This is a genomic window from Corynebacterium sp. MSK122 (assembly GCF_030229435.2).
Lineage (GTDB): Bacteria > Actinomycetota > Actinomycetes > Mycobacteriales > Mycobacteriaceae > Corynebacterium > Corynebacterium marquesiae.
Map to the genome: position 1 here is coordinate 22,553 of NZ_JASPHV020000024.1, position 12,901 is coordinate 35,453.

Consider the following 12,901-nt stretch of genomic DNA (forward strand, 5'->3'; position numbering starts at 1 on the left):
GTGGCGGGGTGAGGATCGTCCTCGCGGTCCGAGGTGGCGGGTCGCGCCTGTTCGTGTAATGAGACATTACTGCCCACATGGTGAGAAATCAAAGTGTGGGGGTGATGCAGGCTACATGGTTGCCCCAGCCGCGCCAGATTAATCGAGAGCCGCGAAGGCACGCTCCATGCGGTCGAGTGCCTCTTCTAAGATCTCGCGTGAGGTAGAGAAATTCAACCGCGCATGGCCCGGGCCGCCGGTGCCAAAGGTGTCGCCTTCATTAAGCGCTACCTTCGCATTCTCCCGCAACCACTTGGCCGGCTGCGGGTTGCCGCCGATAGCGGTATCGGCAAAATCCAACCACAGCAGGTAGGTGGCGTCCGGCTTGCTGGTCTTTAAGCCGGGGATGCGCTGAGGCAGCTCCTCCACCAACCAATCGCGGGTCTGCCGCAGGTACGCTATTTCTTCATCGAGGAAGTCGCCGCACTCGCGGTAGGCAGTCTCCGCAGCAAGCACGCCTAAGGTGCCCGTGCCATCCTTGGCCACGCCTGTAAGGCCATTCCACGTGTGTACATCGGCCGTGTTGGAGAAAATGATCTGCGCGCACTTCAGCCCGGCAGTATTAAAGGCCTTGGAGGTGGCGGTTACCGTGATGGTGCGCTCCGCGGCCGCCGCGCTAAGCGACGCCACCGGGATATGCCGCCCCTCATAGACCAGCGGGGCATGGATTTCATCGGCCAGGATGCGCGCATCATATTTCTCTGCCAGTTCTACCAGGCTGGTGAGGTAGTCCTCGGCCAACACACGGCCGAGCGGATTATAGGGATTGGCCAGCAAAATAGAGCCCGCGCCCGCCTGGAAGGCGCGCTCAATATCATCCAGCTCTAGGCTGGTCTCGATCTTTTCGCGGCCAGCGGTGCGTGGTAGCTCCAAAAGCGGTGGGTAGGAGGGAACCGGCACAATCACGGGGGAGTCCTTGCGGGTGAAGTACTGTACGCCGAGCAATAGGCCGCGCACAACATCGCCGATCCAGAAAATATGTTCCGAGTTGGGGCGCCAACCATAGCGAGCGTCATAAAAATCAGCCACAGCCTCGCGCAGCCCCGAGGCCTTAGGTGCTGGGGTATAGCCGAAGGTTTCCTTATCCACCAAGTCTTCCAGCGCCTTCTTTATGGCGGGCGCGGTGGGGAAGTCGGATTCCGCAATCCAGAGCGGCAGCACGTCTTCTTCGAAGACGGTCCACTTGCGGGTTCCGCGGGCTTGCAACTCTTCTAGGCTAGGAAACTCCATGGCCATAACCATAACGCGAAGCCCGCGGCCACCCCAGCGCTTTCATGCGCTTTTATTCATCTGCGTTGTCGGCCCAGCGGGAGTCCTCCTCCGCGTCTTCGGATTCGGAGGCAGAGCCGGAGACAAAACCATACTTCTTCAACCGGCGGCGGTCCGCGGCCGAGGTGGATTGGGTGAGCTTGAGCAGCTCGGCATAAATGCCACCGGATTGCGCCAGCTCGGCCGGCGAGCCCATCTCATCAATGCGGCCGCGATCCAGGGTGATGATGGTATCCACATCCGCAATGGTGGATAGGCGGTGGGCAATAATGAGCGTGGTGCGGTCCTTCATCAACTCATCTAGGCCGGCCTGCACGGCGCGCTCGGACTTGGTGTCTAGCGCCGAAGTAGCCTCATCCAGCACCAAGATGGGCGCGTCTTTAAGCATGGCGCGGGCAACGGAGACGCGCTGCTTTTGTCCACCGGAAAGTTTGAGGCCGCGCTCGCCAATAACGGTGTCATAGCCATCCGGGAAAGCCTGGATAAACTCATGGGCATTGGCTCGCTTGGCGACGTCTATGATTTCCTCCTCCGTGGCACCCGGCTTGCCGTAGGCGATATTTTCGCGAATGGTGCCGGAGAAGAGATAAGACTCCTGGAAGACCACGCCTACCGAGGCGCGCAGGCGCGAGGCAGTGAGATCGTCTACCCGGTGGCCCAGCACATCGAGGTGCCCGGCCGAGGGATGGTAAAGGCCTAGCAGGAGGTTGACCAACGTGGACTTGCCACCGCCGGACTCGCCCACGAGCGCTACCTTATGGCCCTCAGCGGCCGCAAAGGAAATATCCTCCACCACGGGCTTGCCCTCCTCGTAGGCGAAGGAGACGTGCTCAAAGGAAAACACCGGCGCGCCGGGGGTGGGCTCCAGCGGGCGTACCGGGGTGAGGTCGAGCTGCGGAGTATGCGAACCGGTGGTGGCAGCAACCAATTCGCGCGGGGCCGTGGGCTCGAGCTCTTCTTCCATGACTTTGAAGTAGTCCTTGGAACCGGCGATGGCGCGCTGGGCGGTATCGACAATCCAGCTCATCATAAAGACCGGCTGCTTCGCACTGGAGACCATCTGCAGCAACATGACCATATCGCCCAAGGAGAAATACCCCTCGAGCGTGCGCCAGAAGATCACGCCGTAGATCCCCAGGAAGATAACAGCCATGGCCAGGCCACGGAAGGTATCCATCATGTGCCACCAGCGCGATTGTGGCTTGGTGGTATCGACCACGGTACGGTAACGCTGAGCAAAGTGGGAGAGCTCGCGGGTCTCGCTCACGAAGGACTTAGCCACCTTGACCTGTCCGATGACCTCGGCGAAGCGGCCGTTGGCGAGGTCGATATTTTCGTTTTTGACCGCCTCAAACTTCTGCCAGCGCTTCGAGGTCAGCGCGGTAAGCCACATATAGACCGGAAAGAGCAGCGCGAGCAGGACGGCCAGCGGCCAGTAATACCACGCGGTAATGGCCAGCACCGCGAGGGTCTGGATGATCATCGTGAAGAAGTTATTGGCAAAGGACTGCACGAACTGCGTGATATTGGCAATCGAGCGATCCAGCCGGGCGATGATCGTGCCGGTGACCTGGTTATCGTAATAGCCTTGCGGGAGGGCCAGCAGCTTGGCAAAGTAACGCGTGGACAAAATCTCGCGCAGGCGCGAGACCATGACATCGCCGATGTAGCCGCCGATATTGCGGAAGAGGGCATTGGCGGCGTCGGCAAGAAAAAGCGCCACTGCCAGCAACAGCACCGTGCGCAGCGCATCGCCCAGTGGGGCGTCGTTCTGCAGGGCGCCCACGATGGTATCGGTGGCTTCGCGCGTCAAAAATGGCGAGACCAGTGCAACGACCGCAGTGATCGTGGCGGTCAGCAGCACGCCTAGATAAAAGGGCCACAGGGCAGAGGCACTGCGGGTAATGCGCAAAATGGAATTCATAAGTAGACCACACTCACTTCGAAACGGCGGTTAGTGCGCGGAATTAGGGAAAGGGGGGAGAGATTTAAGCGACTGCCCAGTATGCCACATGCGGCGTTAACGAGCGTAAATACTTAAGTTCAGGGAAGTTTAGGCTAAGGTACTTGTGCAGAAATACAACAATCTTCGCGTGCAAAGGATCCATCCACGGTGAAAATTTCCCACACACTCGGCGCGGGCGTGGTCAGCGTACTCGCCGTGACCCTGACCGGATGTAGCGTTCTCCAGCCGGAAGAAACCGGGCTGGGGGACAATATCACCGTCTCCAGCTCCGAAGAGGCCCCGTACGAGGCCAAGGACATCGATGATAAAGAGATCACCTCTAATCTTGCCGAGCCAGTAAAGGATAAGGGCTTGGGCGTGAGCTGGGAACTACAGGGAGTGTATTCCGATAACAACTCCGGTGGCTCCGTGGTGACCATCCTGCTGAAGAATGAAAACGACGTGCCCTTGCCGGTCGACGCCTTTGAAGATCCCACCCTTGAGCGTGCCGACGGCAACGGCGGCTGGGCCAAGATCAACTCCTTGCCCTATGACAAGGAATCTGCCCCAGACGTGGAGCCACCGGGGCTCGATCACCCGTTGGGCGCGGGCGCCTCGGTAAACCTGCAGTACCGCTTTGACGTGACGCCCGGCAACCTGTGGAATGCTCGCTTGCACATTGGCAACGTGACCTGGGTAGGAGACCTTAATCTATGACGGAACTTGTAGTCTTGGCCTCTGCCGCGGGTGAACCCATCGGCACCGCTCCCAAGGCCGAAGTTCATACCACCGATACCCCGCTGCACTTTGCTTTCTCCGCCTGGTTGACCTGCGGCGGCAAGGTGCTGGTCACCCGCCGCGCGCTGGGTAAGCTCACCTGGCCCGGGGTGTGGACCAATGCCTTCTGCGGCCACCCCGCTCCTGGCGAGGAGAATACGGATGCGGTGCTGCGCCGCGCTACCTTTGAGTTGGGCATTGCGCCTGAAGACCTGTCTACCCCGCAGCTTATCCTGCCGGACTTTTCTTATCGCGCGGTGGATTCCTCGGGCACGGTAGAAAATGAAATCTGCCCGGTATATGCCGTCGAGCTTGCTGCCGACGCCGCCTGGGAGCCCAACCCCGAAGAAGTAGATTCCTACCAGTGGGTCGAGCCGGATCGGCTCTTCGCCGCCGCCGATGCCATGCCTGGCGTCTTTAGCCCGTGGATGATTGATGAGCTAGCGGACGAAAAGCTACGTGCTGCGCTGTAATTAAAGCTCGTCGTCGTTGTAGAAGGCTGCGGCCACGTAGTCCAAGGTGGCATAGGCTAGGCGGCGCTCGCCCGTATCCAGGTCAAATTCCAGCACCTGGTGGTCATCGCCGTAGCGGGGGAATCCGGGTTCACCGGTGGTGGCAAAATGGCGTAGCCACTCGTTGAGCTCTTCGGCGGGGGTATCCTCGCCGGCCTCGTTCCCGCTTCCGCCAAACAGCGGGCCCAATTCCGCACAATGCACCGCAGGGGAATCGGTGCGCGTAAACTCCATCATCCACGTCGGGCCCGGGGAATGCGCAGCCACCTGGGCGGTCCAACGGCGCACTGCGGCATCACCGATGAGTCGGCCCATCGGCCGCTGCGGGTCCACGTAGTGCGCCAATTGTCGCCACTGCTTGAAGCGCTCCTGCGAAATCCCAAACTTGGGTGAAAGGTAGCTGGTAATAAAGCCCGCCAGCGCCATTTTGTCAATGCGCTGGGCTAGGGGCATGTCATAGAACTCATCGCGGGCAGACGTCACCACGATAGGGATATCCGCCAATTCTTCGGCGCGCAGTGGCGCAGGGCCCAAGGCGACATCGAAGCGATATTTCTTGCGGAATTTGGCATACCCCTTGGCCAGCGATTCCGGGTCCATTTTTTCTAAAGCCTCGCGCGTTACCGGCACGCCGAGGGCCTTGTGCAGGTCGGTGACGCGGTGCTCAAAGCGGCCGCGCGGGAAGGCCGGCGAGAGCGCCAGCACGCGGCGGAAACCGCCCCGGAAGTGATCGCGGCGTGCGAGCCACAGGCTTATCGCCGCCCCGGCGGATTGGCCCACCAAAGTGATATTGGTCTTATCGCCACCAAAGGCCTCGATATTGTCCTGTAGCCACTCCAAGGCCAAGAGGCAATCATCGATGCCGTGGTAGCGGTCCGCCTCGTCGCCGTCGAAGCGCGCAAAGCCGGTCAAGCCCACCCGGTAACCCACGTTGACCTGGATTACCCCGTGGCGGGCATTCTTCGTTCCTGAAAGCCGTGGATCCTCGTGCGAGCCGTGCTCGAAGCGACCGCCATGAATATAGACCACGACGGGGCAGTCGTTGGCATCGGCAGGAGTGGTAATGGACAAAGCGATATCTTCTGGGTGCGGCTCGCGGGCATCCTGGTCGCGAGTGCCTTGGAGCGGCTCGGCAGGCGAGTAGGGGCTGGGGATGGTGCTATAGCGCACCGAATGGAAATAGTGCAGGCCATCGCGGCGCACGCCGGTGATCTGGCCGGAAGCGGTGGCGACGGTAACAGGAATCTGGGCGCTTGACATGTCAGCCAGACTACCGCGAGCAAGTAGGATAAGTAGCCATGGAGTGGTTGACGAGCTTGGGCAGCACGCTATCGCAATTGTTGGTGCAAGCGCCCGTGTGGATTCAAATGGTCATCGTGGTGGCCATCGCCGTGCCACTCATGGTGGTCGTAGCGTGGTGCCTGATGTGGGGTGTCGATTACGTAGCCAACCGAGGCAAACGCATGATTTCCCAGCGGCGCAGCCGCAGCACTAAAGTAGACCACCATGGCTGAGGAAAATAACGAGCGCGCACGACAAGAGCGCGCTGAGCTGCGCGCTAACCCCCGCGAGGGCCTGTGGGACCCCGAAGCAAAGCGCGCCGGCCAGTCATCCGCCTCGGCGGCTACGCCAGGTGCACAGCCCGTAAAGCGCAAGCGTGCCCTGCCCAAATCCCGCGTCTCTCTCACACTGTGGACGATGATCGCGCTGGTCATCGTCGTCGCCCTCATCGGCCTATGGACCTAAACCCGCTCCACCGCCGCACCAGCGCCTAGGCCCAGCGTTAGGCCTTCCGGCTGGTGGCTGCTAAGCGCTGGAAGAATTCCAGCCTAGGAAGATCCTCAATGAGCAGGGGAGCGCCGTTGGTATCACATAGCGGCACGCACCAATTGGGATAAAGATCGTTCGTGGTACCTGGCTGATTTTGTGCGCGCACATCACCCACCATGTCCACCAAGCTGGTGCACGCGAGAGCCGAAGGTGTACCTGCGATATAGCGATGCAGCGCTACGCTTATATCCTCCTCCGCGCCGCGAGAAGCGCGCTCATCTGGATCTACGAGGTAATCGCGCTGCGGCAAGAGGCCGCGATCCGCCACGGTGCCGAGTACACGGGCCTGCCACTCGATGTCATCGCGCTGCTCGTCCTCCACCGAGCGGGTCAGCACGCCTAAGCGCGCGCGGAGCGAGATATGATCGCCGCGCAGGTACGCCAAGGTCGGTGGCAGATCGTGCGTATTGACCGAGGACAGCGCCAGCTTGCGGTACTTTTCTTGTGGCAGCGGGGAGTAGTTATCATCGTCGCGTTCAAACCACACGATGGAGGTACCCAGCACCGCCTTCTGCGCGAGCACATCTTGTACCCACGGCTCGACGGTGCCGAGGTCCTCACCGATGACCACCGCACCGGCGCGCTGCGCTTCTAGTGCCAAGATGCCCACCATGGCCTCAAAATCATAGGAGACATAGGTGCCCGTCAGCGGGCTGGCCATGCGCGGAATCCAGTACAGGCGGAAAAGGCCCAAGATGTGGTCCACGCGCACTCCGCCGGCATGGCGCAGCACGGTGGAGAGCATCTCGCGCCACGGTGCATAGCCCGTGGCGGCCAGGCGCTGCGGGTGCCAAGGTGGCTGCGACCAATCCTGGCCCTGCTGGTTATAGTCATCCGGCGGGGCGCCTACCGAGCACTGCGGCGCCAAATACTCTGTGAGGTTTACGGCATCGGCGCCGCCCGGGTGCACACCTACGGCAAGGTCGGTGACCAGGCCCAGGCGCATGCCGGCATCGAGTGCGCGCTGCTGCGCGGCGGCCAGCTGCTCATCGCACAGGAACTGCAGCCAGGAATAAAAGCGCGTGAGCTTGTCCATGTCTAGGCCTTCGGCATGGCGCTGGCCCGACTGCGCGGCGGCGTCTTGTTGCGCGCACCAATACGCGAAATCGCGCAGGCCACGGCCCTCCTCGCGGGCGTAGCGCACGAAGGCCTCTTCGCGCTCCGGGGATGGCTGGTAGTTAAAGAGCTCGCGCAGCACCTGCAGTTTGGCCTCAAAAATGGTGTCGCGCTCTATTTCTTCGGCGCTGCGGTTGCGCTGGCGAAACTCCTCCGCCAGCTCGCGCACATCATCCTGTAAGTCCTCCGGTAGGAGCTTGAGCTCCGGGATGGACTCGATGTGCAAGTAGAGCGGGTTGATAAAGCGCCGCGTGGTGGGCAGGTACGGCGAGTCCTCGACCGGTGGTAGCGGTTCGGCGGCATGTAGCGGGTTGACCAGCAAGAAATCCGCGTGCGGTGCGAGTGTTTCAGCTAGCTGCCCCAAATCCTGGAAATCACCTATTCCCCAAGAAGACTCCGAGCGCACCGAATACAGCTGCGCCATCACGCCGCTAATGGGGCGCTCCACAAACTCATCGGCCGTAGAAAGGCGCGCCGGGGTGATAATCAGCGGGCAAGCATGCTTGCCGATGCCCCCGGACTCCAACACCAGCTCGTGGTATCCCATGGGCAGATCGCCGGGGATGTGGAAGCTCGCCTCGCCCCAAATCGTGCCATCGACGTTCGCGTCCGGGGCATCATTGGGATCCTGGTAGACCTCGCGGGTGCCTCCTTCCTCCAACTCAATGTGTACGTTGGCGGCATCGCCCGCGTGCACGTGGACCACGAAACCGCGCTCTTGGCCTTGGGGCGCGACAACGCAGTGGGGTAGGGGCTGGGAGGAGCGGTCCAGGTAGTCGTCGTAAAGCAGCTGCGTTAGCGCCGCATCGTCCGGATTGTCATCGATGGCCACGCCCAAGGCGCGCAGGGTATAGGCAATAGTGTCGTCAGCGACGTGGACGGGGAAACCAGACTGGGAGGTATAGCTGGTGGCCACACCGTGGCGCTGGGCAAGTTCTTCAAGCAAGGCGCGGGTAGTCACAGGCCACATTGTGCCACGGGTGCAACGCGCCCGCTGGGGAACAGATTGGTACAGTAGGCGGAGATTAATAATTAGCTGTTCGAAAGGACACCGCGTGACCCTGCAAGAAGTCCACACCCCAGCCCAATTTACTATCGAGCCGGGCGAAACCTGCCTGACCGCCCTGATGGACACCGCGAAGAAGCGCCCTAATGGGGTCATGTTCACCCGCCCGGCTAACTACGAGTGGGTTAATGTCACGGGCAAAGAATTTATCGATGAGGTCTTTGAAGTAGCCCAGGGACTTATCGCCCTAGGCGTGCAGCAGGGGGACCGCGTCGCTCTTATCTCTGCTACCCGCTATGAGTGGTCCCTGCTGGACTTTGCCATCTGGGCCGCCGGTGCCGCCTCTGTGCCGGTCTATCCCTCCTCTTCTGCCTCCCAGGTGCGCTGGATTATTGAAGACTCCGGTGCCGTGCTCGCCATTACCGAAACCCGCGAGCACTCCGAATTGGTAGAAAACCTGGTCTTGCAAGAAGACGGCGAGCCCAATCTCAAGGGTTCTCCCTCCCAGCTGCGCCGCGTCCTAGAAATCAACTCCTCTGCTATTGACACCCTCAAGTTCGAGGGCCGCGGCGTGGCTGCCGAGGAGGTCTACGCCCGCATCAAGGCCACCTCCACCGATGATCTGGCTTCCTTGGTCTATACCTCGGGTACTACCGGACGCCCCAAGGGTTGCATCCTCACCCACCGCAACTGGCTAGCCCAGACCCGCGGTCTGTGCACCAATCCCATTGGTATCTTTGCCGTCCCAGGCAGCCATACCCTGACCTTCCTGCCGCTGGCGCACGTCTTTGCCCGCGCGGTATCCATTGCGGTGGCCATGCGCGGTGCCTCCCAGAACCACTGGTCAGACTTTTCCACCATTTCCATCGAGTTTGCCCGCTCCCGCCCGAACGTCATTTTGGGTGTGCCACGCGTCTTTGAAAAGGTGCGCAATTCTGCTGCTGCTAAGGCGGCTGATTCTGGCATCAAGACCCTGCTCTTTGAGCAGTCCGAGAAGATCGCCATCGAGTACTCCAAGGCTTTGGATAAGCCGGAGGGCCCGGACCGCCTGCTGAAAGCCAAGCACAAGGTCTTTGACAAGCTGGTGTACTCCACCATCCGCAATGGCGTGGGTGGCAACGTGAGCTACTGCATTACCGGTGGCTCGGCCATGGGCCATGACCTGCTGCATTGGTACCGCGGTATCGGCATCCCGGTCTATGAGGGCTATGGCTTGACCGAGGTTGCCGCCGCGGCCGCGGTGGACTTTGTGGATCAGTCCATCGGCACCGTTGGCCCGCCGATGGGTGGCGTGACCTTCCGCATCAATGATGAGGGCGAAATCTGCATCAAGGGAGATATCGTCTTCCACGGTTACTGGAATAATCCGGAAGCCACGGCCGAGGCCCTCGAGGATGGCTGGTACAACACCGGCGACTTGGGCGAGATTGATGAAGACGGCAAGCTTGTTATCACCGGCCGCAAGAAGGACCTCATTGTCACGGCCGGCGGCAAGAATGTCTCGCCTGGCCCGATGGAGGATATCCTGCGCGGGCACCCGCTTATCTCCCAGGCCATGGTGGTAGGCGATGGCAAGCCCTTCGTTGGCGTGCTGCTGACCCTGGATCCGGATATTTTGAAGCGCTGGAAGCTAGACCACAATATTCCGGAGAATCGCTCCATGCGCGAGCTGGCCACCGATCCGACCCTGCGCGCGGAGCTGCAGGATGCCATCAACCAGGTCAATGCCACCGTCTCCCATGCGGAGGGCATCAAGAAGTTCTACATCCTCGAATCTGACCTTACCGAGGAAGAAAACGAGCTGACCCCCACCATGAAGGTCAAGCGCAACGTGGTTTCGCAGCGCTACGCCGCGGCCATCGAGCACCTGTACAAGCGCTAGGCTGCGCGACGGGTACACCCGAGGGAATCCCCTCGGGTGTTTCTTTATGCCCTGCTTGCCGACGCCCCCTTCTGCAGCTCACCCCACCATCCTCACCCCAGTGCGGGCGAACCTGCCATAAACCTGTGAATGGCTTCGGAGTGTCGCGCGCTTGCGGCGGCGGATCTCGCATAAAGTCATGAGGCGTTACAGCAAACCTCAACCTCTACTAGAGGTTAGAAATGAGACCGTGGAAGGAGTGGCTCGAAGCCAATGCACAAAATCGCCGCCGAGCTGCGCCACCGCGAGCTTACGCAAGAGATTTACAATATCGGCGACGAAGTCGCAGAGTACCTCGAGCACCTCATTGAAGCCATCGAGGATTGGGACGAAGAGTTGTGCATGGATTGCCTGGCTGAGCTAGGCGATATCGTTGAAGACGCCCGCGTTGACTCCGGCCGTTGTGTAGGCGAGCTGATGGGCCTGCGCCAAGCCCTGGTCTCCGGCGTGCGCTCCGGCACCATTTCCGCCGCTTCTTCCGGCGTGAACGACGTGGAAGAGCCGGAACAACTTACCCCGCGCCTATTGGACGAGCGATTCCCCATCTCTAAGCCCATCGTGGTGCACGAGCTGGCCGAGTCCCTGCGCTCTCGCACCCAGGCCGTGGCGGATTACCTCCGCGAGGTAGTCGAGTACGTGCTTGCGCAAACCGACGCCGTGGCCCGCAACCTCGACATGGTCTCGCTGCCGCACTTGTACAAGCGCACCGGCGAGTCCGCCCTCATTGCGGTCCAAGCGTGGAAGCACACGGTGCTGGATACCCACCCGGCCTATGTGCGCACTATGCGCGGGCATAACCCACCGCAGTTCCTAGAAGAGCGCGCCCGGGTTGCCGCGGTGGTGGAAAAGGTCCGCGCTAAGCGCGAGGCGGCCCGCCGGGCTACAACTGCATAAACCACATAGACTTCCTTGTTTCACGCAAGGGGATGTTCACGGCCACCGAGATTCCCTCTCTCGGTGGCCGTTGAAGTTTTCTGCGCTAGGGTGCCCCAATTCGGGGAAGCATTTAGGGAAATTTTAGGTTAACGGCCGTTCCATATTATTTCTGTTATGCCTGTTCAGTGGGTTGGGTTGTGTATCCAGCGGTATTGTTGCTGGATCAACCTTAAAATCTAAGTAGAAAATACTCTCAACGCGCTGTATGGAATTCCCCGTCCATGCGAACGACGTGACCTAGCACCATCCACACGCGGCGTGCGCACGTTCATTTTTAACCAAATCTACAGAGAGTTAACCCATGGGCGCACGCCGAACTTCTCGCCTTATTGCCAGCGCAGTGGCCGCAGCCACCTTCTCTTCCATAACTGTTGTGCCTACCGCCGTCGCGGCTGACACACCACCTTCGTCGAGGAAAAGACCACCGACGATACCGTAAACCTCAACGGCATCGAATTCGATGAAGACGGCAACTTGCTGGAGGAAAACAACGCCGGCGATAAGACGATGGAAGAACTCGACGCGGAAGAAGATACCGCCGAGTCCATCACCCCGTACGCCGTAGACGGCGCGGAGGAGACCGCTGAGGCTCCGGCTTCTGAGGAGTCTGCAAAGCCGAGCACCCTCGAGGAACTTGCACAGACCGAGGCCTCCAACGGCGACGTCAATGTCAAGGTGGTCAAGGATGAGCAGAAGGACAAGCTCGTCTGAGAGGAAACTGATGCCCCTGAAAAGGAAGGCAACATGCTCGACCTCAAGCTTGCACTGGCTAAGGCCTTCTACGATGGCGGCGAAAAGATCCTCAAGACCGTCTGGGAGATCATCCCGGTTGTCGGTGACTTGGTTCCGTCCGATTTCATTGACAAGATTTCCGGCAAGACCTGGGACGGCATTGCCAAGCTGGTCAAGGAAAGCGAGAAGGACAAGACCGTGACCTGGGCTCTCTTCCGCGCTCAGGGCATGGCCATCGGCCGCATCGATAACGCCGATGCCGACGTTGATATGAACAACCCGGATGGCGCTAAGAAGACCGTCTCCGGCCTGCTCAAGTTCGCCGACGGTGTCTTTGGCAAGGGCACCACGGTAATCCTGAAGCTCTTCAATGCAGCCGTTACCATCGCAGGCCTGGTTCCTGGCGCGGGTGTTGCTGGCGACCTGAAGCTGAGCAAGGACCAGCAGAAGAGCATCGAAGACTCCCTGAATAACATCTCCACCGCAGCCTCCGATCTCGCGGCCGTGAACGCCCCGGCTGGCCAGCTGTGCTCCGATATGCTCAACGGCAAGAAGACCAAGGGCCAGCCTTCTGAGGAGCCTTCCTCCGAGGAGATCACTTCCGAGGAAGCTACTTCTGAAGAGACCACTTCCGAGGCTCCGGCTTCTGAGGATGCTTCCTCTGCAGAGACCACCCCGGCCGAGTCCGCAGAAGAGACCTCTACTGAGGAGACCTCTGCAGAAGAAGCGGCCACCGAAGAGCCGACCTCTGAGGAATCCACCGAGCCTTCCACTACCGAAGCCGCAGTTGTTCCAGGCCCTGTCTCTTATACACATCT

11 protein-coding genes and 1 pseudogene are annotated in these 12,901 nt (G+C 60.5%); 8 read left to right on the forward strand and 4 right to left on the reverse strand.

Annotated features, from left to right (window positions below):
- Window positions 1-138: 138 nt before the first annotated feature.
- Both QP934_RS09740 and QP934_RS09745 read right to left on the reverse strand, forming a co-directional pair.
- Entirely contained in the window at window positions 139-1,269 is a 1,131-nt protein-coding gene (locus QP934_RS09740; RefSeq protein WP_419127421.1) for a MalY/PatB family protein, read from the reverse strand.
- 52 nt (window positions 1,270-1,321) lie between these two features.
- On the reverse strand, window positions 1,322-3,232 hold the full coding sequence (locus QP934_RS09745) for an ABC transporter ATP-binding protein (RefSeq protein WP_419127422.1): 1,911 nt from the start codon (window positions 3,230-3,232) through the stop codon (window positions 1,322-1,324).
- A 189-nt stretch (window positions 3,233-3,421) separates the two neighbouring features.
- Between QP934_RS09745 and QP934_RS09750 the strand changes: the two genes are divergently transcribed.
- Both QP934_RS09750 and idi read left to right on the forward strand, forming a co-directional pair.
- Window positions 3,422-3,970: a hypothetical protein gene (locus tag QP934_RS09750; protein ID WP_049378522.1), complete on the forward strand. Its 549-nt coding sequence runs from the start codon at window positions 3,422-3,424 to the stop codon at window positions 3,968-3,970.
- Complete coding sequence (gene idi / locus QP934_RS09755; RefSeq protein ID WP_419127423.1) at window positions 3,967-4,503, forward strand: isopentenyl-diphosphate Delta-isomerase; 537 nt, start codon at window positions 3,967-3,969, stop codon at window positions 4,501-4,503. The genes QP934_RS09750 and idi overlap by 4 nt, the downstream gene beginning before the upstream one ends.
- Here the strand turns inward: idi and QP934_RS09760 are convergent, their stop codons facing one another.
- Window positions 4,504-5,802, reverse strand: coding sequence for a carboxylesterase family protein (locus tag QP934_RS09760; RefSeq protein WP_419127424.1), 1,299 nt, complete (start codon window positions 5,800-5,802; stop codon window positions 4,504-4,506).
- Between the two features lie 38 nt (window positions 5,803-5,840).
- On the opposite strand from QP934_RS09760, the gene QP934_RS09765 reads away from it, so the two are divergent.
- On the forward strand, window positions 5,841-6,056 hold the full coding sequence (locus QP934_RS09765; protein WP_049378525.1) for a hypothetical protein: 216 nt from the start codon (window positions 5,841-5,843) through the stop codon (window positions 6,054-6,056).
- Entirely contained in the window at window positions 6,049-6,288 is a 240-nt protein-coding gene (locus tag QP934_RS09770; protein ID WP_198491887.1) for a hypothetical protein, read from the forward strand. The genes QP934_RS09765 and QP934_RS09770 overlap by 8 nt, the downstream gene beginning before the upstream one ends.
- A gap of 37 nt (window positions 6,289-6,325) precedes the next feature.
- Here the strand turns inward: QP934_RS09770 and malQ are convergent, their stop codons facing one another.
- Window positions 6,326-8,449, reverse strand: a complete 2,124-nt coding sequence (gene malQ / locus QP934_RS09775) for a 4-alpha-glucanotransferase (protein ID WP_419127425.1) — start codon at window positions 8,447-8,449, stop codon at window positions 6,326-6,328.
- A gap of 94 nt (window positions 8,450-8,543) precedes the next feature.
- Between malQ and QP934_RS09780 the strand changes: the two genes are divergently transcribed.
- The 4 genes and pseudogenes from QP934_RS09780 to QP934_RS09795 form a co-directional block, all read left to right on the forward strand.
- A complete protein-coding gene (locus QP934_RS09780; protein WP_284791398.1) occupies window positions 8,544-10,376 on the forward strand; it encodes an AMP-dependent synthetase/ligase in 1,833 nt (610 codons plus the stop codon).
- A 252-nt stretch (window positions 10,377-10,628) separates the two neighbouring features.
- Window positions 10,629-11,309 (forward strand): hypothetical protein, encoded by a 681-nt coding sequence (locus tag QP934_RS09785; RefSeq protein WP_005324183.1) that lies wholly within the window; start codon window positions 10,629-10,631, stop codon window positions 11,307-11,309.
- Between the two features lie 516 nt (window positions 11,310-11,825).
- On the forward strand, window positions 11,826-12,062 hold the full coding sequence (locus QP934_RS09790) for a hypothetical protein (protein ID WP_419127426.1): 237 nt from the start codon (window positions 11,826-11,828) through the stop codon (window positions 12,060-12,062).
- Window positions 12,063-12,095: 33 nt separating this feature from the next.
- Window positions 12,096-12,901 (forward strand): annotated as a pseudogene (locus tag QP934_RS09795) (hypothetical protein); the annotation flags it as partial.

Excerpts from the sequence above, each read along its gene's own strand:
- QP934_RS09740 (WP_419127421.1), bottom strand. The coding sequence starts at position 1,269 with ATGGAGTTTCCTAGCCTAGAAGAGTTGCAAGCCCGCGGAACCCGCAAG.
- QP934_RS09745 (WP_419127422.1), bottom strand. The coding sequence starts at position 3,232 with ATGAATTCCATTTTGCGCATTACCCGCAGTGCCTCTGCCCTGTGGCCC.
- idi (WP_419127423.1), top strand. The coding sequence starts at position 3,967 with ATGACGGAACTTGTAGTCTTGGCCTCTGCCGCGGGTGAACCCATCGGC.
- QP934_RS09760 (WP_419127424.1), bottom strand. The coding sequence starts at position 5,802 with ATGTCAAGCGCCCAGATTCCTGTTACCGTCGCCACCGCTTCCGGCCAG.
- QP934_RS09765 (WP_049378525.1), top strand. The coding sequence starts at position 5,841 with ATGGAGTGGTTGACGAGCTTGGGCAGCACGCTATCGCAATTGTTGGTG.
- QP934_RS09770 (WP_198491887.1), top strand. The coding sequence starts at position 6,049 with ATGGCTGAGGAAAATAACGAGCGCGCACGACAAGAGCGCGCTGAGCTG.
- QP934_RS09785 (WP_005324183.1), top strand. The coding sequence starts at position 10,629 with ATGCACAAAATCGCCGCCGAGCTGCGCCACCGCGAGCTTACGCAAGAG.